The sequence below is a fragment of the Paenibacillus sp. FSL L8-0494 genome (assembly GCF_038003695.1).
GTDB classification, from domain to species: domain Bacteria; phylum Bacillota; class Bacilli; order Paenibacillales; family Paenibacillaceae; genus Paenibacillus_AQ; species Paenibacillus_AQ odorifer.
Window position 1 is genome coordinate 6046504 of sequence record NZ_JBBOPQ010000001.1, and the last position, 21641, is coordinate 6068144.

General features: G+C 46.6%; 15 protein-coding genes and 1 riboswitch. Of the genes, 3 read left to right on the top strand and 12 right to left on the bottom strand.

Features of this window, described 5'->3' with window-relative positions; all coding sequences use genetic code 11:
* Positions 1-243: 243 nt before the first annotated feature.
* Together NYE35_RS27285 and NYE35_RS27290 are read right to left on the bottom strand one after the other, a co-directional pair.
* On the bottom strand, positions 244-1869 hold the full coding sequence (locus NYE35_RS27285) for an ABC-F family ATP-binding cassette domain-containing protein (RefSeq protein WP_038573336.1): 1626 nt from the start codon (positions 1867-1869) through the stop codon (positions 244-246).
* Positions 1870-2024: 155 nt separating this feature from the next.
* Positions 2025-2990 carry an MBL fold metallo-hydrolase gene (locus NYE35_RS27290; RefSeq protein ID WP_076100575.1) on the bottom strand — a complete coding sequence of 322 codons (966 nt, stop codon included), beginning with the start codon at positions 2988-2990 and terminating at the stop codon, positions 2025-2027.
* A 223-nt stretch (positions 2991-3213) separates the two neighbouring features.
* Here NYE35_RS27290 and NYE35_RS27295 point away from each other — a divergent pair, with 223 nt between their 5' ends.
* Both NYE35_RS27295 and NYE35_RS27300 read left to right on the top strand, forming a co-directional pair.
* Positions 3214-4350, top strand: coding sequence for a virulence factor (locus tag NYE35_RS27295; protein ID WP_341122274.1), 1137 nt, complete (start codon positions 3214-3216; stop codon positions 4348-4350).
* Between the two features lie 101 nt (positions 4351-4451).
* Positions 4452-4657, top strand: a riboswitch (Lysine riboswitch).
* A 199-nt stretch (positions 4658-4856) separates the two neighbouring features.
* Positions 4857-6338: an amino acid permease gene (locus NYE35_RS27300; RefSeq protein WP_052097335.1), complete on the top strand. Its 1482-nt coding sequence runs from the start codon at positions 4857-4859 to the stop codon at positions 6336-6338.
* 109 nt (positions 6339-6447) lie between these two features.
* Here NYE35_RS27300 and NYE35_RS27305 read toward each other — a convergent pair whose 3' ends face one another.
* The 7 genes from NYE35_RS27305 to NYE35_RS27335 all read right to left on the bottom strand — a co-directional run bounded on the left by NYE35_RS27305 (position 6448) and on the right by NYE35_RS27335 (position 15645).
* Positions 6448-7587, bottom strand: a complete 1140-nt coding sequence (locus tag NYE35_RS27305; RefSeq protein ID WP_076224285.1) for a transglutaminase domain-containing protein — start codon at positions 7585-7587, stop codon at positions 6448-6450.
* Positions 7588-7726: 139 nt separating this feature from the next.
* On the bottom strand, positions 7727-10099 hold the full coding sequence (locus NYE35_RS27310; protein WP_341122275.1) for a glycoside hydrolase family 95 protein: 2373 nt from the start codon (positions 10097-10099) through the stop codon (positions 7727-7729).
* Positions 10100-10214: 115 nt separating this feature from the next.
* Positions 10215-11972 (bottom strand): ABC transporter substrate-binding protein, encoded by a 1758-nt coding sequence (locus NYE35_RS27315; RefSeq protein ID WP_080742630.1) that lies wholly within the window; start codon positions 11970-11972, stop codon positions 10215-10217.
* A 142-nt stretch (positions 11973-12114) separates the two neighbouring features.
* Positions 12115-13020, bottom strand: coding sequence for a carbohydrate ABC transporter permease (locus tag NYE35_RS27320; protein ID WP_036680237.1), 906 nt, complete (start codon positions 13018-13020; stop codon positions 12115-12117).
* A gap of 64 nt (positions 13021-13084) precedes the next feature.
* Positions 13085-14065 (bottom strand): ABC transporter permease, encoded by a 981-nt coding sequence (locus NYE35_RS27325; protein ID WP_036680239.1) that lies wholly within the window; start codon positions 14063-14065, stop codon positions 13085-13087.
* 387 nt (positions 14066-14452) lie between these two features.
* The gene (locus NYE35_RS27330) at positions 14453-15379 is read right to left on the bottom strand and encodes an IS3 family transposase (RefSeq protein WP_341122426.1); all 927 of its coding nucleotides are present in this window, start codon (positions 15377-15379) and stop codon (positions 14453-14455) included.
* The gene (locus tag NYE35_RS27335; protein WP_036683594.1) at positions 15328-15645 is read right to left on the bottom strand and encodes a transposase; all 318 of its coding nucleotides are present in this window, start codon (positions 15643-15645) and stop codon (positions 15328-15330) included. The genes NYE35_RS27330 and NYE35_RS27335 overlap by 52 nt, the downstream gene beginning before the upstream one ends.
* Before the next feature lie 453 nt (positions 15646-16098).
* Between NYE35_RS27335 and NYE35_RS27340 the strand changes: the two genes are divergently transcribed.
* Positions 16099-16500 carry a hypothetical protein gene (locus NYE35_RS27340; RefSeq protein WP_076142236.1) on the top strand — a complete coding sequence of 134 codons (402 nt, stop codon included), beginning with the start codon at positions 16099-16101 and terminating at the stop codon, positions 16498-16500.
* Positions 16501-16578: 78 nt separating this feature from the next.
* On the opposite strand, the gene NYE35_RS27345 is transcribed toward NYE35_RS27340, so the two are convergent.
* The 3 genes from NYE35_RS27345 to xylB all read right to left on the bottom strand — a co-directional run bounded on the left by NYE35_RS27345 (position 16579) and on the right by xylB (position 21617).
* Complete coding sequence (locus tag NYE35_RS27345; protein ID WP_076275108.1) at positions 16579-18129, bottom strand: response regulator transcription factor; 1551 nt, start codon at positions 18127-18129, stop codon at positions 16579-16581.
* Positions 18126-19913 (bottom strand): sensor histidine kinase, encoded by a 1788-nt coding sequence (locus NYE35_RS27350; RefSeq protein WP_076273151.1) that lies wholly within the window; start codon positions 19911-19913, stop codon positions 18126-18128. The genes NYE35_RS27345 and NYE35_RS27350 overlap by 4 nt, the downstream gene beginning before the upstream one ends.
* A gap of 207 nt (positions 19914-20120) precedes the next feature.
* Positions 20121-21617, bottom strand: coding sequence for a xylulokinase (gene xylB / locus NYE35_RS27355; RefSeq protein ID WP_076128710.1), 1497 nt, complete (start codon positions 21615-21617; stop codon positions 20121-20123).
* Positions 21618-21641 lie beyond the last annotated feature (24 nt).

The following is a 21641-nucleotide window of genomic DNA, read 5'->3' on the forward strand; positions in this document are numbered from 1 at the left end:
TGGATTAGAACTCTTCAAATTCATAACTGATTCTCTTTATTGTACGATTAGTCAGCTGAAAACATGCGCTTTGGAAAACTCAAGGGCTAAAGACTCCCGTCTTAGAAGCCCCGCGTATACTCCCCGTAGAATTCTACTTGTTAATAACTTTTCAAAATCGAAATTATAAAGACAGCTACCCTGATCCTAAAAGGATTAGAGTAGCTGCTTCATGGGTTCCTTCCGCATAGCGAAAATTAAATATTATACTTCTACAGGATACATGCGCTGGCGCATTTCCTTAATTTCTGGATTCTCCAAATATTCATCGTAGCTCATGGAGCGGTCAATTACACCTGTAGGTGTAATCTCGATGATGCGGTTAGCAATGGTTTGGATGAACTGATGGTCATGGGAAGTGAATAGAATCGTGCCATCGAAATCGATCAGCCCGTTATTCAGTGCCGTGATGGATTCCAGATCCAAGTGGTTGGTTGGTTCATCGAACACAAGCACGTTTGCGCCGTTGAGCATCATTTTGGCCAGCATACAGCGAACCTTCTCGCCCCCGGACAGCACGCTTGCTTTCTTCAGTGCTTCTTCTCCGGCGAACAACATACGGCCCAAGAATCCACGCAGGAAAGTTTCGTCCTGATCTTTAGAATACTGGCGTAGCCATTCTACAAGATTCATTTCTACACCATCGAAATAGCTGGAGTTGTCTTTCGGGAAATACGCTTGAGTTGTAGTTACTCCCCATGTATATTCCCCCGCATCCGCTTCTTGCTCACCCATGATCACATCAAACAGCAGTGATTTAGGCTGGGAGTAAGGGCCCACAAAAGCAATCTTATCCCCTTTGTTTACTACAAAGCTGATTTCATCAAGAAGCTTTTCACCTTCAACCGCTTTGGACAAACCGCTGACTGTCAGCAATTGTTTACCCGCTTCACGTTCAGGTTTGAAGTTGAGGAACGGATATTTACGGTTCGACGGACGAATATCGTCCAGTGTAATTTTCTCAAGTTGTTTCTTACGTGATGTCGCTTGTTTAGACTTGGAAGCATTGGCCGAGAAACGCTGGATAAATGCCTGCAATTCCTTGATTTTATCTTCCTTCTTCTTGTTCGAATCACGCTGCAAAGCTTGCGCAAGCTGACTGGACTCATACCAGAAGTCGTAGTTGCCGACGTACATTTGGATTTTGCCAAAATCAATATCCGCAATATGCGTACATACTTTATTCAGGAAGTGACGGTCATGGGATACGACGATAACAGTACCTTCATAGTCCATGAGGAAGTTCTCTAACCAGCCAATAGATTCGAGATCCAAGTGGTTGGTAGGCTCATCTAGCAGCAGGTTATTTGGACGGCCAAACAAGGCTTGCGCCAAGAGTACCCGTACCTTTTCATTGCCGCTCAGTTCGGCCATTTTTTTGTCATGCAGTTCACGCATAATTCCGAGACCAATCAGCATGGCAGCTGCATCTGGCTCAGCATCCCAGCCGTTAAGCTCAGCGAACTCACCTTCAAGCTCCCCTGCACGCAGGCCATCCGCTTCTGTGAAATCGGACTTCGCATAAAGCGTGTCCTTTTCTTTCATAATTTCATAAAGGCGTGTGTGACCCATAATTACGGTCTCAAGTACTGGGAATTCATCATACTCAAAATGGTTCTGTTTGAGTACTGCGAGACGTTCGCCTGGTGTAACATGTACCTCACCGGTATTTGCTTCGATCTCGCCAGACAGAATTTTCAGAAAGGTTGATTTACCGGCACCATTGGCGCCAATCAAACCGTAGCAGTTACCAGGGGTGAATTTTATGTTTACATCTTCAAAGAGAGCGCGTTTTCCGTAGCGGAGTGTTACGCCGCTTGTGCTAATCATTACGCATTACCATCCTTTTCACTTAGGGTTTCGGCTCATTATAGCATAAATAGAGAGCAAAAAGCCCGTAAAATAGCCTTTTCAGCTGTTCTCTCCAATACTAAAGTTATTCCAGCTGCTGTACAGAGGTCGCCAGTTAGGAGGAATTTTTTCAATTATTGTCCAGTTATACGATTCTCGGGTTGTATAATAAGCGTTTCGCCATAGCTAAGCGTACGGATTCGTTCTTCAGAAATACCCTGTTTAAGCCGGGCACTTTCCATCCGATCCAGCGCTTCCCGGGCCGTATCATCAGCAAGTCTATAGGTGCCGTAATGCATCGGAATCATGGTCTCTGCTCCAACATCTACAAATGCTTGTATAGCCTCTTCAGGGGTTACATGCTGCGAGGTCATGAACCACTCCGGTTCATAAGCTCCAATCGGCATGAGTGCAACATGAAGCTTATAGCGGCTCCCAATCTCCTTAAAACCCGGAAAATAACCGCTATCTCCTGCGAAATACAGGTTTGGGGGCAGCTTGTCGCTATCCGATTCGATCGGCTGCAGAATATATCCTCCCCAATGCGAAGTGTTCGTGTCCCAAGGCGTTCTCCGCGTCCAGTGCTGAGTCGGCACGAAGGTAAGCTTAATTTTACCCAGCGTATTTTCCTGCCACCATTCCATTTCTATGCAGTTGCGAAATCCTTTGCGGAGCATCTTTCGTTTCAAGCCTATAGGAACAACAAGGGTTGTCCCTGCTCTATATAATTTACGGATAGAAGCCATATGCAAGTGGTCATAATGAGAGTGCGAGATCAGAATCAGGTCAATGGGAGGCACTTCGCTGAGCGGAATCCCAGGTTGCCCCAATCTTTTCTCAAAGCCTAGTCTTCTCGCCCAGATTGGATCAGTAATGATATTCATCCCTTCATATTGAAGAAAAAACGTTGAATGCCCAATCCACGTAATGGTAGTCTCCAGCCGATTCTCCGCCAGATAAGCTAACCTCGGTGGCGTACTTGGCACTACATATGAATAATCTTTTTTCTTCCGTCGACGTTCCTCCCGCCACTTACGAAACTCTTTAAGTGTTTTATCGGTACTCACATTGTCGAGGTTATTGTAGCGAAATTTAACCATAGAGCACCTCATCTTTAGAAGTTTGCCGAGCACGCTTTACTTTAGCGAATATAATACAACTATATTGAACGGCAGAGTATTTTGCAAAATATACAAGTTACTTGGTAAGGGTGCGCCCTTTTTCCGCAAAATATCTAAGCACCCTTTTGTGTTTCACGCCAGAAATGAGATAATATGTGTATAAAGTATGGCGGTGCATATACCGTTCAAGGGGGAGCTACGTATGAAGATTACTTTTATTGAACCGACTCCAAGTCCAAATACGATGAAGCTTCATTTGGACGAAAGTCTGGAACCTGGAATCCGCAGAACCTATACACCAGAAAGTGAACGTTCCGCACCTGCCTGGGCACGCGAAATGTTAACGATACCGGGCGTTATTAGCATCTATCATGCTGCTGACTTTGCAGCGCTCGAACGCAAGGGCAATGCGGATTGGGCAGCGATTCTAAGAGAAGTCCAGAACCGCTTCGGCAACAGCGAAGGCTTAATTGACGATTGGAATCTTGCCGATGAGAACGCTGGCGCTCATTTCGGCGAAGCCCAAGTCTTCGTCCAGATGTTCCGCGGAATTCCGCTGCAAATCCGCGTTAAGACCGGCGCGAATGAAGAGCGCATCTCCTTAGCAAACCGCTTCACGAAGGCGGTTATGGATGTGGCTAGCGCCGTGATGATTAAAGAGCGTAAGCTCACTGATTACGGCGTGCGTTATGGCGAGCCCGCGGAGATTGCACGCGAGGTGGAGCAAGAGGTCGAAGCGGCGTATCCGCAGGAACGCCTCGACTCTCTCGTGCAGCAAGCCATTGCGCACGGCGCTGAAGGCGAGTTCGTCGAGCAGAGACGAACCCGCAGTCAGGATGAGCTGCTGCGAGACCTGAAGCATGAGGATTGGCGCGTGCGCTACGCCGCGCTGGAGGATCTTACGCCGACGGCGGAGCTCCTGCCGGAGCTTAAGGCGGCGCTGCACGATCCCAAGCTGCATATTCGCAGGCTTGCGGTCGTGTATCTAGGCGACCTTCGCACGCCCGAAGCGATGGAGCTGCTCTATGAGGCGATGGCAGACAGCGCGCCAGCCGTGAGACGTACGGCAGGCGATACGCTGTCCGACATCGGCGATCCTGCCGCCACGCCTGTGATGACGGCGGCACTGACGGATAAGAGCAAGCTTGTCCGCTGGCGCGCAGCTCGTTTCCTCTATGAGGTGGGCACATCCGATGCCCAAGCAGCGCTGTCAGTTGCGGCGGAAGATCCGGAATTTGAGGTTGGACTTCAGGCCAAAATGGCTTTGGAACGTATCGCTTCCGGTGAAGCTGCTGCCGGTACCGTTTGGCAGCAAATGTCAGAGCGTCGTCGCAGCTAACATTCCCTACCGGATTTTGTCATTGCTTGACTTGCGAACTTGCTTTATACTAATTCCTGTTGTTTATAAATGAATGAAGTAAAGATAGCCTCGTCATACTAAGATGAGGTAGAGGTCGCGGATATAAAGAGTACGCGCGTGGAGACGTTAGAGCCGTCTATGAATCGCGTCGAAAGGAATATCTGCCGAAGTTTGCACTGTCGCTCTGACAGCGGTGCAGGCTGGGGCCGTTGCCGAAAGGCACGGAACTGTCACATTGTATAACCTGCATAAGCAGCAGGTCATAATGTGTTGCGCTATCTTCACAGGGAGTATGATGCGGAGCTGTATAGATGGAAACCGCAGATATAGTCTGCGGTTTCTTTGCGTTTACAGAATTTGTATGTTTGGTGTTTGTCCATTACCTCATGGAGACCACCAAATACACTCTCTCGCTCTGCGGGAGGAAGCAGCTCAGCACTCCCCGTTCATGAATTGAAAGATTAGATCATAAGGAGTGTCAAATCATGCAGGGCAAGCAGCAAAATCTAGCACAAGGCAACATTAGTAACCCGCCTGAGCTAAAAAAATCATTTAAAGCAAGGCATTTGACCATGATTGCGCTTGGAGGATCTATTGGTACTGGACTCTTCCTCGCCAGTGGTGGCGCTATCGCTTCAGCCGGACCCGGTGGAGCACTTCTAGCCTATACGGCTGTTGGTGTTATGGTTTATTTCCTCATGACCAGTCTGGGAGAGCTCGCTACCTATTTACCGGATTCGGGCTCATTTAGCACTTACGGCACGCGTTTCGTCAGCCCCGCTTTTGGGTTCGCCATCGGCTGGAACTTCTGGTATAACTGGGCGGTTACGATTGCAGCAGAATTATCTGCCGCCACCGTCATTATTAAATACTGGTTCCCGGACAGTCCCTCCTTTCTCTGGAGTCTTGTATTCCTGCTGTTGATGTTCGGTCTTAACTTCCTGTCTGCTCGTGGATACGGAGAATCAGAATATTGGTTTGCCATTATCAAAATTATTACTGTTATCGCCTTTCTTATTGTCGGAGTTTTGATGATTTTCGGAATCATGGGTGGAAAAGCCGTAGGCTTCAGCAATTTCCAGATCGGGGGTAGCTCCTTCCACGGTGGCTTCTTCGCTTTCGTCGGTGTCTTTATGGCTGCGGGATTCTCCTTCCAAGGCACCGAGCTAATCGGTGTTGCAGCAGGTGAGAGTGAGAACCCTCGCCGCAACGTACCTATTGCTATTCGCCAAGTATTCTGGCGTATATTAATCTTTTATATCCTCGCTATACTTGTAATTGGAATGCTGATTCCTTACACGAATCCAGATCTGCTACGCGGTGGTATTGATGATATCGGAGTCAGTCCATTTACGATCGTATTTAATAAAGCTGGGCTTGCTATTGCCGCATCCGTCATGAATGCTGTCATTCTCAGCTCCGTATTGTCAGCCGGGAACTCGGGAATGTACGCCTCCACCCGCGTCCTGTACGCTATGGCTAAGGATGGAATGGCTCCACGTGCTCTAGGCAAGCTTAATCGCCGCGGTGTTCCCGTTGGAGCTTTGCTCGTGACCACAGCTGTCGGTATGTTGGCCTTTTTGGCATCATTCTTTGGTGACGGTGCCGTATACAACTGGCTGCTTAATGCTTCCGGTATGTGTGGATTTATTAACTGGCTCGGCATCGCTGTCTGCCATTATCGTTTCAGACGCGCCTTTATAGCTCAAGGTCATTCCCTTGATGAGCTGCCTTACCGGGCTAGATGGTTCCCGTTTGGACCTATATTTGCCTTAGTACTTTGTGCGGTAGCCATCCTTGGCCAGAATATGGGCGCCTTCTCAGGTGGAAGCATCGACTGGTACGGTATTGCCGTTTCCTATATCAGCCTGCCATTATTCGTCTTGATTTGGGCCGGCTATCGCTTCTTCCGCAAGAGTAATATTATTCCTTTGGATAAATGCGATCTTAGTACTCACCCAGAATAAATAGACTCCTCAAAAAAGGGATATCCAGAAGCCTGAAAGGCTGCAGGATATCCCTTTTTATATAAATCAATCTAGTATATTCAACTCCTGATTTTACTTAGCCCTTTGCCTATTCCCAAGTCACATACACTTTTAGATCACCCGTATTATCAAAAGAAGTGCTAGAATAAGACACATCCTCTAGTCCAAGTTTATATAACTCCTGTAGATCATTCTTCAGCTGGGTTCCACTACCGTGATAACGGAATAATAAAGATCCCTCTCCTGAAGCGACAGCCTTATTCGCCAGCTGAATTAAATCTGCTGCTGAACGTACAATCCGCTCCTCGGCATACAGCTCATAATTAAGGTCCTTCTGAAGCTGCTTATACACCCCGGCGCTCTGTCCTCCACGCTCTACAAGTGCCGACAAGGTCTTATAATAGGCAACCGAGGCTGCCGGATAAGACTTCGTCCAGCTATGGTCCTGACGCATTTGTGCATCAGTCTTCAAGTAATACGCGGTGCTTACCACGCCGGCTTTATCAGGTGTCGGGTCATCCCAAGTTGTGTCGAGATGATACCATCTCCCTTCGAGCAGCACTAGATTCCAAGCATGAGACTGGCTGCGTCCTCCCGGCTGTTTTGCAGTGCCCTCAACGATTTTATTACTGAATCCCGCTTCCTTGAGCAGCTTATAGGTCAACAGCGAATACCCCTGGCAAACGGCACTGCCACTCTTCAGACCTTCATAAGCCGTATATTTACGATAAGAGGTATCATACTTCAGACGCAGCACCACCCAGTCGTGGATAGCCTTAACCTTCTGATGATTATTCATACCCGGTGTAATGATCTTCTTGAGCGTTGCCTTTACTTCTTTGTTCACAAAAGCGGTCTGCTCCAGCGTTTCCAAGTATTTCACTTCTACTGTAACCTTTACAGAGCTTTTGCTCCCTCGATAAGTGTATCCGTAGCTGTCTATGATGTAATACAAATAGGGATCGCTATTCATCGCTTGATCTAGACCCGTTTGTATCTGTGTTTTTAAATTCGAGGTTTTCCCCTCATAAGTAAAAGTGATAGTCTCTCTACGATTATTCATCGCACCGGTTAGCTTCTGGGCAATTTCACTCACAGAACGAACGGTCGGTGAAGTCGTGGCCGCATAAGCATACCCCCAGGTCCAATACAATGTCGGGGGAATGGCTGCGCAAATAATCACTCCTCCAAGAATGACTTTTGCCAACGTGAAGCGTTTTTTCCACATAATTATTCTGATCCTCCGGCTCCTACAGACTTATTCAAAACCCTCCATTTAATAGATAATGAGGACTTGGGCAAAAAAAGACTGTTCTCTGTAGAATAATTCTACTCTGAGAACAGCCACTAAGCCAGACCGATATGGATTATTTCTTTAGGGGTGTAATGATATAGGTCTCTCCGATTGCTGTTTCAAATTCCAGCCCCGCTCCTTCAATCTGTGTACCATCCGGTTTTTGAATGAGCAAAGGCTGGTGTTGAACAATTCTGCAGGATCGGCCATGAGTCGAGGTAACCTCTGCCCTTGTTAAACAGCCCCCGCTCCATTCTATAGTCGTGACAAAGCCACCACGTGCCACCAAACCTTTCACGCTGCCTTCAGACCATTCCTTTGGAAGAGCAGGTAATAGTTCCAGACCCTCCTGATGACTCTGCAAGAGCATTTCTGCTATCCCGGCTGTAGTTCCGAAGTTTCCATCAATCTGAAACGGAGGGTGATTACCGAACAGGTTCGGCAAACTGGAATCTTGCAAAATGCGACGTAGACAGCTAACCGCACTCTCGCCATCCTTCAGACGCGCATAAAGATTAAGCAACCAAGCTGCGCTCCAGCCTGTATGGCCACCTCCGTGTTCTATGCGTTTCTTCAGTGTGAATGTTGCCGCCTCCGCTAGCTCTGGTGTGGAGGAAGGGCTAATTACGTTCCCAGGGTACAGGTCATACAAATGAGAAACATGACGATGCCCAGGCTCTTGTTCAGCGAAATCCTCATTCCATTCGCGGACAGTTCCGTCCGGTGCGATCCCCTGGTGGGCAAGCTGCTTCTGTTTCTGCATAAGCTCCTGACGCAGCTCTACATCGGTATTTAAAATGTCAGCAGCCTGAATGCAGTGCTTGAACAACTCAGCGATGAGCGATAAATCCATGGCTGAGCCAGCCGAGACACTGCATGGTATGCCTTCAGCAGTCAGAAATACATTCTCTGGCGAGGTAGACAGACCTGTAGTCCATCTTCCATCAGGCAGCTCTACTAGCCAATCCAGACAAAACAATGCGGCTCCCTTTAATATGGGATAAGCTGTGCGCAAATAGTCCTCATCTGGACGGAAAGCGTAACGCTCCCATAGATGGCGAGAGAGCCATACCCCGCCCATCGGCCAAAAAGCCCACATCGCCTTACCGTCCGATGGAGAAGTCATCCGCCACAAATCGGTATTATGGTGTACTGTCCAGCCGCGTGCGGCATAATGAATATTCGCTGTACGGCTGCCAGCCACGCTAAGCTCCGTAATAAAATCTATTAAAGGTTCATGGCATTCGCCCAATCCGCATAACTCGGCCGGCCAATAATTCATTTCGGTGTTTATATTTGTCGTATAATTGCTGTTCCATGGTGGCTGAATATAGGGATTCCAAATGCCCTGCAGATTCAGAGCTTGTGTCCCCGGCCGTGAGCCAGCAATCATCAGGTAGCGGCCATACTGGAACAGTAGCGCTTCCAGTTCAGGATCCGCCTGTCCTTCGCGGTATTGTGCCATTCGCTCATCAGTCGGAAGCTCTCCCCGGGAGGCAGCAGATGCAAGCGTCAACTGCACACGGCGGAACAGGGATTGATGATCCTCTAGGTGGCGCTGCTTAAGCTCTGCGTATCCTTTTGAGGCTGAAGCTAACTGCTCTAGGCACAATTCCGCTGGCAGCTTGCCACCGCTTCCCGGCATCCGGTCATACCCGGCATAATCGGTTGCCGCAGCCAGACGAAGGGTAATGGAGTGCGCGCCAGAAATCAACAGCGAGCCGTTCTCCGCTGCACAAGTCCCACCTTCCGTCTGGATCTCCATAACCGCAGCAAAACTTATGCCAAGCCCCTCTTCATATAATACGGCACGCGGGTGATCCCCTACGTAGTTATCAGCCACATGCGACGGGGCACGGCCAGTCATAATCAGCATGCCATCCGGAGTAATCTCCGAGTTGAAAGGATGTGGTGATGCCAGATCCGCCCAGAAATCTGGCAGAGTAGCTTGGCCCTCTCCCCCCTCCGCACGGATATGAAGAGCTATAAGCTCATCCGGTCTGCTGGCCAATACTTCACGTACGATCCTTACACCACCGGCAGTATAGGATACCGTAGCCAACGCCCGATCCAGATCAAGCTCCCTCCGGTAATCCTCTACAGCACCTGCAAAATTAAACTTCAATCGCAAATCTCCAAGTGGTTGATAGGATTCCGTCCGGCTGCCTAACATTTTGGCGTCCACCAGTGCTTCTGCTTCCTTGTATTTTCCCTCTGCTACTAGCTGTTTGGCTGGGGCTAAATGCCGCAGTGCCTCATAATTGGCTTTATCCCGCGGGAAACCCGACCATAAGGTGTCTTCATTTAATTGAATCCGTTCTTCTTCGATTCCACCAAAGACCATGCCGCCCAGCCTGCCGTTACCTACGGGCAGCGCCTCTTCCCATACAGCCGCCGGCTGCTTGTACCATAACTCATGCTGTCCGGAGTTCTTGCTCTCTCCCATGTATATTCCTCCTGTCCTGTTATGACCGGTGAAAAGCAATCAGCGGGAGGCCCGGACTTTCGTTCGGACTTCCCGCCATCTTCATGCTTTTATTGTATTAGACGAAATTTAATAATTAATCATTCCAAAGTTTCACGCGTTGTTTAACCAGCTCTTCACGCAAATCTTCAGCTTTCGTTACACCAGCTTTATCTAGCTCAGCCATGTAAGCATCCCAAACTTTATCGAAATCAGCTGGTTTAGACAAGATTGCTTCAGGGATCCGTTTCCAACTGATATCCTTCAGCTTGTTGTCAAGAACGACGATTTCGCTATCCCCAGGAATCGTGATGTTCCATGCCGCGCCCCAAGGTTTAACTTTGAACTCATCTTCACTTGGGAAGAGGTCTTTCCAAGTGGTTGCTTTGTAAGCAGCAAGTGTTTCTTTTTCAACCGCATTGTAACCTACGGTTACTTGCTCAGGGAAACGAGTTGTGTAGTAGTTACCAGATGGATCCAATACACCGTCGCCATAGTGAGCGCTCAGCAATGCGTAGTTTGAACCGACATTACCCAAGCCAGTTTCTTTTTGGAAATTGGTAGTGTCATTATATTTACGGTCGTTCACATCTTCAGGAATGACACGTTTGCCATCAACAACATTGTAGTGTTTGCCTTCAATACCCCAGTTAACCAATACTTGACCTTCGTCGGAAGCTAGGTAGTCCAGGAATTTAATTGCACGAACTGGATCTTTAGCATCTACGCTGATCCCAATTCCGTTACCACCCATGAAGCCTGTAGGCCAGAAGGAGGTTTCTTTGTACTCCTCAGACAAGGTTACAGGATAGTGTCCATAGCCTTGATCCAGCTTGCCTTCAGCTTTCAATGCTCTTTCTCCATCGCCATAACCCCAGTCTTGGTCAATCAAACCAATAACGCGGCCGGTAGCGATTTTAGCTTTGTACTGATCATACTTTTGAACGAAACTTTCTGGATCAAGCAATCCGATATCGTTCATGTGGTTGAGCCAGCGGAAATATTCTTTTTCAGCCGGACGACGGAAGTGATAAGTTACTTCTTGGGTGTCGATATCAATCGCATATTCACCATCGTCAGGAGAACCAGTAGTAATAAATGCTGGGTTAGTTACTGTAATGTACATGTACCAATCGTCTGCATTCAGAGTCAGGCCGATGTTTTTGTTACCATTTTCATCGGTAGGATGTTTTTCCAAGTAAGCCTTGATTACGTTCTCATAATCTTGAACAGTTTTGATTGCAGGATATCCAGCTTCTTTAACAGCACGGTGCTGTAGTTCAAATCCGCCACCAGCATCAAAATATTTGTTGTCCACACCTGCATAGGTAGGGATGGCATAAATCGCATGATCATCGTCACTGTAACGTGAACGTTTCATGCCTTCTTCGCCCAATACTTTTTTGATATTCGGAGCATATTTTTCAATCAGGTCTGTTAGATCAAGCATTGCGCCTGCATCCACCAGCTTGCTGACATCAGTCTTAGCACTGATCAAATCCGGATATTCACCGCTCGCTGCGATCAAGGCTACTTTTTGTTGAGGATCACCAACTGCATATTCAGCATTTAGGGTTACTCCCGTTTTTTCCGTAATCACTTTACCAACTTCATCTTGCATACCTGTCCAGTTCGGGTTAGGGTCTGCACTGAAGAAGGTCATCGTGAGCGGGGAAATATCCTCAGCCGCATTGGTCGCATTTCCAGCATTAGTTGCGTTGCCGCCTGTATTTCCAGCTGCAGCATTACCGTTGTTGCCATTGTTACCGCCGCAGCCTGCAAGCACACCGAGCAGCATAATAGAAGTGAGCGTTAATGCCGTAGCTTTGGCTTTTATCTTTCTATTACTTCCCATTAAATAAACCCTCCTTAAAATTGTTTATCTATCGTATCACAGGTGAAGACCTGTTAATACTTTACCCAGCTTGCCAAAAGAAAACGGATACACAATAGGTTTTAAGCATAGGGGAGACTAAGCTCCCCCCGTTGAACTGTGATTAGCTCTTCACAGCACCAAGTGTCATACCTTTAACAAAATACTTCTGAATGAACGGATAAACCAACAGGATCGGTACGGTTACGACAATCGTAATCGCCATTTTGAGCGACTCCGGTGAGACCTGATTGGAAGCCAGCGAAGCAATGTTGGAGCGGTAGTCGCCTCCGTTACCACTGGTTGTGGTCTGCAGAACCTTCATCAGTTCGAATTGTAATGTGGTCAAGTTAGGGCTCGAACCATTGTACAGATAAGTATCCAACCAAGCATTCCATTGACCTACTGCTAGGAACAGCGCAATTGTTGCTAACGCTGGTTTCATCAGTGGCAAAATGACCCGGAAGTAGATGGTAAAGTCATTGGCTCCATCTAGCTTCGCCGATTCCTGCAATGCATATGGCAGGCCGTCGATAAAGGAGCGGATGACGAAAACGTTAAAAGCACTGACCAATCCAGGTAGGACATAAACTGCAAAGCTGTTCATCATATGCAGATCCTTGATCAGCATGTATATAGGAATCATTCCTCCAGAGATATACATGGTCATTGCCAAGAATGTGGAAACGAATTTACGGCCTGCAAAGTCAGGGCGGCTGATCGTAAACGCCAGCATCGAGGCACTGATCAGTCCGAATAGAGTACCGACAACTGTCCGCAAAGCGGATATTTTAAACCCGGTGATTAATCCCGAGAAGGTGAAGATTTTCAAGTAATTGTCCCAAGTAAACTGGCGGGGATAGATGGTAACTCCACCGCGCACACTATCCACTGAATCATTTAGTGAGATTGCAAGCACGTTCAAAAACGGATAAATCGTGATTACAACCACGAACAGGATTACAAAATATACAAAGAAATCAAAGATCCGGTCTGACCATGACTTTCTGGTGATAGCTGATTCTCCCACGGTAACGCTCTCCTTTCATGAAAAGGGCAATTTGCTGCCACGATTGGGTTGAAGGGCCTCTGTATTACAGAAGGCTCTCTTTTGTTGTGCGTTTGAAGATTCCATTAATCGTAAACAGTAGAATTACACTGATCACTGAGTTGAATATATTGATCGCTGTACCGTAGGAATATCTCGCCATGCCCAGTCCGTATTTCAGTGAATACAGGTCTAGCACCTGAGAATAGTCGGTAACGAGGTTGTTTCCAAGCAGGAATTGCTTCTCAAAGCCGATATTGAGCAAATTACCAATCGACATAATGAGTAGTACAGTAATTGTTGGGCGAATACCCGGAAGTGTAATATGCCATACCTGACGAAGTCTGCTGGCACCGTCTACCCGGGCTGCTTCGTACAATTCAGGCCCAATACCTGCGATAGCTGCAAGGTAGATGATGGCATTCCATCCGGTCTCTTTCCAAATATCCGATAAGGTAACGATTCCCCAGAAGAGATGGCCCTGGGCCATAAACTGGATAGGTGCGTCTATGAATCCTATTCCTAACAAGATATCGTTTACAATACCATTTTCACCAGATAACATTTTAGTTACAATCCCTGCTGCAACCACCCATGATACAAAGTGAGGCAAATACGAGACTGTTTGAGCAAATCGTTTAAAGAAACCGAGACGCACTTCATTAAGCAATATTGCAAACGTTATCGGAAAGATAAGGCCTGCGACCAAACCCATTCCACTCATCGCTAGCGTATTACGCAGCGCCAGAAGGAATTGCGAGTCACTGAACAGTGTCTTAAAGTGTTCAAAACCTACCCATTCTTGTTCAAAAAAGCCACGTGCGGGCTTGTACTTTTGAAAAGCCATCGTCCAACCCCATAACGGGAGATAACTGAAGACGAATGCCCAGATCACAAAAGGTATCGACATCATCCATAAGTACTTTTGATTCTTAAAGCTTCTCCAAAACCGTCCTCCTGAAGCAGGCTTTTTGTTGCGTGTTCGGGTATCCGGCGGGATTTGAGAAGTTACTGTGTCCGCTTTCATAAAGCCCCTCCTCTCTATGTCTATATTCTAAATCTCTGTAAGCGATTGCAGTACCCTATAAATTCGACCTAAAATCAGGTGAAAATTAGAGATTTAGAGCCAAAATAAAGCGGATACATTGTTGAAAACACTGAAAATAATCATGAATTTACTGAAAATAAAATCAAGTGAAATTATTTAATTTCATAAATCAATACGATGCTTAATCCCCTGTCTATTTCACACAATTAATACTTCACCCCATAATTAAAAAACGCCCCGAGCTAACGTTCTATAAGTGAACGTGGCCGGAAGCGAAGGCGCGGACTGAAATGACCTTATTTAAGCAAATTGCACTTCTTATTGGGTTAGGCGGACTATATGGACCTCTGTCAAGAAAGTGGACACTCACGCAACAGACATTCTAGTCAATTGCTCAGCAAAACGAACTGGAGAAAGATACCCCAGCGCGCCATGCATTCGCTTGCGGTTATAATAAAACTCAATATATTGAAAAAGTGTCTGGTAGGCTTGCTCCTTAGTTTTGAATCGTGGATTACAATAAATGAGCTCCTTTTTCAAAATGCTGTGCCACGACTCGATACAGGCGTTATCATAACAGTTACCTCTGCGGCTCATGCTGGACTCCATGCCATACGCTTTCAACTGCTGCCTGTATTCATGAGAAGTATATTGAGAACCTCTATCGGAGTGATGTAATAGACCCTTTTCCGGTTGTTTAGCTTCGTAAGCATCTTGTAAGGCGCCCGAAATTAAGCTAGTTTCCATATGGTTCTCCAAGCGCCACCCCACGATTTCGCGCGTGCAAAGGTCCATTACACTAGCCAGGTACAAGCGCCCTCCCCGGCAAGGAATGTACGTAATGTCGGTAACCCATACTGAATTGGGTTTGAGTATTTTAAATTGCTGGTTCAGCGTATTCGGGGCAATCGGATGGTCATGATTGGAGTCAGTGGTCTGTACGCGATACGTTTTGGAGACAATGGAGCGAAGCTTCATATGTCGCATGTACACACTCACCGTGCGTTCGGTAACGGTATGACCTTCTTGATGTAACAGGCGGGTGATCTTCGGACTCCCATACCGCTTTTGATGGTCTGCAAAATGATACTGAATTCGCTTCATTATCGCAGCCTTACGAAGCATATGCGTACTGTTTTTTTCTGTCCGCCACTTGTAGTACCCGCTCCGTGACACATGTAGGGTCATGCACATCTTCTCCAAGAGAAACTCGGAGCGATGTTTTTCAATAAACTGGAATCTCAGTTCCTTGGTTTGCTGAAGATGTGCACTGCTTTTTTTACGATCGCTAATTCCTCTTCCACATCGGCAATCTTGTTATCTTTTTCTTGAAGTTGACGGCTCATTTCTTTCAACTGTGCCTCGAGTTCCCGTACTCGATCCACGCTAGCTGCCGGTTCATTCTTTAGTTCTCGATACTGGCTCATCCATTGATGCAGGGTACTTTTTGGGATGTTGAGCTCTTCCGCCAAGTCGCCCACTGTCTTTGTTTGCTCTTGAATGAACTGCACTGTCTGTTTTTTAAATTCTTCGTTGTACCGTTGTCGATGTTCTCCCATGTGAACACACCTCCGTGGACTCATTATCGCCAGTCTGTTAACTACTGTCCACTTTTTATTCTAGCTTCAATAAAGACCTTATTCACTTAAAAAACCACCTTTTGGAGAACATTTGCAGCTAATAACGTACATGGAGTCCGATAAATCGAAATTGGACTCGAAATAGCCCAAATAACGACTCTGGAGTCCGTCATACCCGCGAATGAAGACTGTAATGTGCTCTCAGATGAGGCGTAACAAGTATACCCGTAACCCCTGCCCTGCTCCTCAACGAAAACCTCCGTATGGTTCAATTAAAATTAATTACTTTAATATCTTCTTAGCTAGAAAATATTACCTGATGCATCAGTACTTCAACTATTTCAGATACATATTCCTTATATGCACATGCCGAGTCGACATTATCTGTTGTACCTGCAATTTCTTTTCCTGAAGGAGGGTAATAGGAGAGCAATGAAAAACAAAAACATCAAGATATTATTATTGATTATCGCCGCAGTATTATTGACACTAAATTTATTTCAATTCAATAACAACGTAAGTCATAACAGATTAATGGATAGGTTGGACCTTAATCTGACATCAGAACTCGACGGTCTAAGACTGGAATTAGAACGATCCTCAACACCAAGCATTCTTGCTGTAGAGCAAGCGAGTAAAATTGCTGCCCTTTCGACGTATTCAACATTAGGGTTCGATTATGGATATACCTTGGAAACCAGAATACATGACAAATATGTGCAAAATGAACCTTTTAAAGAGATGGATCAAATTCAAGAGTTACTTCTAGCCCTTCTAAAAGACCCTGCAAATCAAGAATTGCAGCAACGATTAGATTTATTATTAGTGAAGTAGCTTTAATTTAAGAAAAAAAGCCACAGCTAAAGCTCAGGTTATACCTGAACTGCAACTGTGGCTTTTTGGGCTTCTATTTTAGATGTTTTTGCGAAAAGAACTCGGGGAGAGCCCTACATATTTACGGAACTTGGCGTTGAAGTAATCGGGGTTCATGTACCCTACTTTCTCGGCCACCTCATATACTTTCATGCCTTGTGCTAGGAATTGCTTCGCCTTCTCAATCCGCACTTTGTCAACATACGTATTGAAGTATTCACCGGTAGTGTTCTTGAACATTTTACCTAGATATGCGCTGTTGTAATTAAATAACTCGGATAAGGTCTCAAGCTTAAGATTCTCATTGTAACGGCGGTTGATTAGCTCCGTAATTTTTTTGATCTCATTCCCTTTGCTGCCACTGGACATTTGATCGGCGATCTCCGCCATGAAATTGACGGCCTGCTCTTGCAGGTCTACCAGATAGTGACTATGGTAGAGCTCACCGATCGGCGGGGAATGCTTAGCGGCATTGCTACGAATCTCTGGATAGACCGGTTCGAGACGGGCCAACACCGTGCTGAGAATCCGCACAAATGTATCTTTGATCTGCTGCTCCTCACTGCCCGCAGCCAGTAGCTCCGCACAGATCGTATCCACTAGCGGTTCAATGGCAGCGCGGCTTCCGGTTTCAACAGCCAGCATTAGGCGGCTCTCCGCATCCTGCCCTTCTTCGGCGTACGCCTCCGCCACTCCAGGAAACAACATACCGGAGAGATCGGCGCTGATCAGAATCCCTTTGCGGTAAAAGAATGCCCGGCGCAGCAGTTCACGCGCCACTTGAAAAGACTGTGCCGCCTCTTCTGGTCCTGCTACAGGGCCTCCCGTTGCTGCGCTGAAGTCGTATCCCTCGCGACAAATTAAGGAAGAAAGCTCTTCCATCAGCCGCTCCTGTTCCTGCTCTCCTGGTAGCGGCTCTTGCAGCAGGAATCCAATATATGGCGGCATCATGAAAAACATCCGCTCTTCACTGCTGCCAAAATACTGTTCTACCGCGGCCTTAACGGCCCGCTCTCCTTCCTCACTGCCGCCCGCAGGCGCGAGTAGTTCGAGTAGGATCACTTCGACACGGTCTGGTTTAAGACCCAGTGCTGCCGCATGCTTAGCAGGATCATTCTCCCCCTCCTCCGCAGTTGAAGGCTGCAGCAATGCACGCATCAGGCTTTCACGATTACGGGCAGGCTCCTCTTCATTCCAGCGGCTAAAGCGATCTTCCTGAGCGATCGTGACTCTGAGTTCCTCTAAATAGTTGATCAGCTCTTCCTCATCCACCGGCTTCAGTAAATAGCCGTCAATGCGGTAAGAAATGGCTCGTTTGGCATACTCAAAGTCCGCATGACCACTTAAAATCAGCACATGGCTGGTCGAGCCTTCTTCGCGCAGCTCACCGATTAACTCCAGCCCGTCCATACCAGGCATGCGGATATCCACCACAATCAGTTCCGGATAAAAAATATGATATTTCTCCTGAGCTTGCAAGCCGTTGGCGGCCGTAGCCACCACCGTATACCCCAGCTCTTCCCAAGGGATTAGAGCCCGAAGGCCTTCCCGCAGCTTTGGCTCATCATCAACAATCAATACTTTGATCATAGATTTATGTCCTCCATTGGAATACGAAACGTAATAGATGTTCCTTCATTCATCCGGCTTTCGATATTCAGTCCATATTCAACACCGTAGGATAACTTCAAACGGTCGTGTACATTGCGCAGCCCGATCCGTGCCTCTTCCTGCTCATCACGAACCTCAAGGGTATAACGGATCTGCTCCAGCTTGTCCGGAGTGATCCCGGCTCCATTATCGGTAATGGTAAAGACCGCATGATTCTGCTCACGCTTGATATTCACCGTAACCATTGCTCCATCCATCGTGTTGTCCAGCCCATGAATCACCGCATTTTCCACAAGCGGCTGCACAATCAGCGGCGGGATGTAGAGCGATTCGACGGCAGGGTCTACAATAAATTGATATTTCAAACGATCCTCATAACGGAATTGCTGAATATCCAAATAACAACGAACCACTTCAAGCTCCTGGCTAAGCAAAATTTTACTTCGGCCTACCTCCAGATTACTGCGCATCATTTTGCCAAGAAGACGCACTACCCGTGCAATCTCCACTTGCCCTTTCATATGGGCCTCCATACGAATAGATTCCAGCGCATTGAACAAGAAATGAGGATTGATCTGGCTTGCCAGCATTTTAAAACGGATATCATTCTGTTTCTGTTCCAGCAGACTGTTCTGGTCATTAGATTCCTGTACCTCGAACATCAAATCGTTAATACTCCGCACCATAGAATTGAACTGACGAGCTAGCAGAGCAATCTCATCTTTGCCATCAATTTTTAATGAAGTGTCAAAATCACCCGTACTAACGCGGTTAATATGTCTGCTTAACTGCAATAATCTACGTGAAAATAACGAAGAGAAACTATATATGATTAAAAAGGCCAATAAAACGCTTACGGCAATCACGGTAATCGAAAGCTTAATCACCCGATTAGGTTCTTTGACTATACTATCAATAGAAAAAACAGAAATAATTCGCAGGGCGTTACGGCTGGCTTGTGGTTTAAGTTCTTCTATCACTATTTTGGAGGCTTCACCATCTACTTCTGCCTCATAGCTCCCGCTTCCTTGCCCCAAAAGCTTTGTATCAAAAGAAACATCTGCCAGTTTCTTTCCTGTTCGATCGCTCCGGTTCGCAGCAATGATGTTATCCTGATCATCCACGATCATGGTGTCAAATGACTCCTGGCTCAGAATCGAGGTTAGCTGGTGACTGTTTACATTAATAACGAGCACACCAATTTTACTGGAGCCCTCCAGCTCGATTTTGCGGACAAGGCTTAAATAATTCCGCTGATCACGCTCATCCTCTATATATTCCCAACCGACGAGGCTATCGTACCGCTGTGCTCTCTGATACCACTGGCTCTCCTTAATGGCAGACGAAGGATTGATCAGCTCCCAGTTGTTAAGCAGCGTAGCATTATCAGTGTATAAACGTATGTTGGATATGTCTTTATATAATCTTAGGTATTCACGCATATCAGTGTAATCCCGATAAGCCTCAACCACATCATAAGTGCTTACATACTGGCGTATGGCGAGTTTTTTCAGCCGGGCATCATTGGACAATCGATACGCTATATCTTGCGATACACCGATGACTTCTTCTGTTCTTTTTTTTACCCGATCTACGTTAATTGAAGCTTGCTCCAGTGCATTCTCAAACGCCATGGTCCTCATCTCAATCGTAAGATAACCCCCTACCAGTAATACCGGCAAAAGTGTAGTCAGTAAAAAAGCAAGCAGCAGCTTATTGCGGATTTTGATGTCATTCAGCACCTTAACAAACCATTGAAACATGGCCTTTCGCCCCCCGAAACCTTCGCTATCTCATTTACAGGCTGCCACTACCTTGGAGATATTCCATACTTTACAGAAGAAAAATGAAAACGGCAACATTTTTGAATATTGCCGTTCATCACCTCTATAATGAAGATGGTCTTTAAAAAGGCCTTCCGCCAGATGCGAAAGACCTTTTTTATATCAGACAGATAGATAAATGGCGCTTTATTGGCGATATGCAGCCAGCTTGTTATTCAATTCGCGGGTCTGGCCGTAAACTTCCTGATAGAGGTTGAATAAACCATCATAGATTGCCGTTTGTTTCGGATCTGGTTTATAAACATCAGCAGGACGGATAAACGCTTCTGCACATTCCGCAAGGGATGTGAACCATCCGCTTCCATAAGCCGCCAGCATAGCTGCTCCCATTGCCGGACCCTGCTCACTTTCTAGCTTCACGATAGATGCATTGAAAATATCAGCCTGCATTTGCAGCCAAGCCTCATTTTTAGCTCCACCACCAATTGCAATGATCTCTGTAATCTCTTTGCCTGACTCACGTACAATCTCAATGGATTCACGCAGTGAGAAGGTAATGCCTTCTAATACTGCTCGTGTAAAATGCGTCAACGTATGCCCTGAATCCATACCAATAAAGCTTCCGCGAATATTTGCATCTGGATGTGGTGTACGTTCTCCTACAATATAAGGAGTGAATAACAGGCCGCCGCTGCCAGCTGGAATAGAGGAAACTCCGCTTAACAGCTCATCAAAGCTTTTGTCCGCCGCAAAGGTTTCTTTAAACCACGTAAGGCTATGACCAGCAGCTAGTGTAACCCCCATAATATAGTAGGCATCTTTTTCACCATGGTTAAAGAAATGGACTTTGCCTTCGAGATTCAAATCTTTATTGCTCTCATAAGAAAGAACTACACCAGATGTACCAATACTGCACATGGTCCGGCCTTCTCCCAATACACCCGCTCCGAGCGCGCCACAAGCATTATCCGCACCACCAGCAAATACCTTTGTTGAAGATAAAAGACCTGACGCTTCAGCAATATCCGGCAATAAGGTTCCAGTCTGTTCAAAGGATTCTACCAATCTAGGACAAAGAGAAAGTGGAAGTTCAAAAGCCTCTGCGATTTCTGCGCTCCATTCTTTAGAGCCTACATCCAATAGCAACGTTCCGGCAGCATCGGAGTAATCCATTGCATAATCACCCGTCAACCGATAGCGTACATAGTCTTTTGGCAGCAGGAACTGATGCGCCTGTGATAATACTTCTGGTTCATTCTCTTGAACCCACAGAATCTTTGGCAGTGTAAAACCTTCCAATGCTTTGTTTCTGGCGATATCGATCAACTTCGTTCCAAGCGTCTTCTCAATCTTACGGCATTGTGCAGTAGTACGGGTATCATTCCAAAGAATAGCTGGACGCAGCACTTGCCCTTCCTTATCTACCAGTACCAATCCGTGCATTTGTCCGGAGAAACTTAGACCGTCTACTTGAGACGGGTCAATGCCTGATACTTCAATCAGACGGCGCAGGCTGACCAGCGTGCCCTTTACCCAATCCTCAGGATTTTGCTCACTCCAGTTCGGTTGGGGTCTGCTTAGCGGGTAGGACTCAGAATGCTCAAAAGCCACCTTCCCCTGCGGGTCCACTAGAACAGTCTTCACTGCACTAGTCCCCAAATCAACACCTATAACGTATTTCATTTTTGACCTCCTAAAAGTTTTATG

What these genes read in the sequence shown, in the direction of transcription:
- NYE35_RS27285 (WP_038573336.1), bottom strand. Translation starts at nt 1,869, where the DNA reads ATGATTAGCACAAGCGGCGTAACACTCCGCTACGGAAAACGCGCTCTC.
- NYE35_RS27290 (WP_076100575.1), bottom strand. Translation starts at nt 2,990, where the DNA reads ATGGTTAAATTTCGCTACAATAACCTCGACAATGTGAGTACCGATAAA.
- NYE35_RS27295 (WP_341122274.1), top strand. Translation starts at nt 3,214, where the DNA reads ATGAAGATTACTTTTATTGAACCGACTCCAAGTCCAAATACGATGAAG.
- NYE35_RS27300 (WP_052097335.1), top strand. Translation starts at nt 4,857, where the DNA reads ATGCAGGGCAAGCAGCAAAATCTAGCACAAGGCAACATTAGTAACCCG.
- NYE35_RS27305 (WP_076224285.1), bottom strand. Translation starts at nt 7,587, where the DNA reads ATGTGGAAAAAACGCTTCACGTTGGCAAAAGTCATTCTTGGAGGAGTG.
- NYE35_RS27310 (WP_341122275.1), bottom strand. Translation starts at nt 10,099, where the DNA reads ATGGGAGAGAGCAAGAACTCCGGACAGCATGAGTTATGGTACAAGCAG.
- NYE35_RS27315 (WP_080742630.1), bottom strand. Translation starts at nt 11,972, where the DNA reads ATGGGAAGTAATAGAAAGATAAAAGCCAAAGCTACGGCATTAACGCTC.
- NYE35_RS27325 (WP_036680239.1), bottom strand. Translation starts at nt 14,065, where the DNA reads ATGAAAGCGGACACAGTAACTTCTCAAATCCCGCCGGATACCCGAACA.
- NYE35_RS27335 (WP_036683594.1), bottom strand. Translation starts at nt 15,645, where the DNA reads ATGGGAGAACATCGACAACGGTACAACGAAGAATTTAAAAAACAGACA.
- NYE35_RS27340 (WP_076142236.1), top strand. Translation starts at nt 16,099, where the DNA reads ATGAAAAACAAAAACATCAAGATATTATTATTGATTATCGCCGCAGTA.
- NYE35_RS27345 (WP_076275108.1), bottom strand. Translation starts at nt 18,129, where the DNA reads ATGATCAAAGTATTGATTGTTGATGATGAGCCAAAGCTGCGGGAAGGC.
- NYE35_RS27350 (WP_076273151.1), bottom strand. Translation starts at nt 19,913, where the DNA reads ATGTTTCAATGGTTTGTTAAGGTGCTGAATGACATCAAAATCCGCAAT.
- xylB (WP_076128710.1), bottom strand. Translation starts at nt 21,617, where the DNA reads ATGAAATACGTTATAGGTGTTGATTTGGGGACTAGTGCAGTGAAGACT.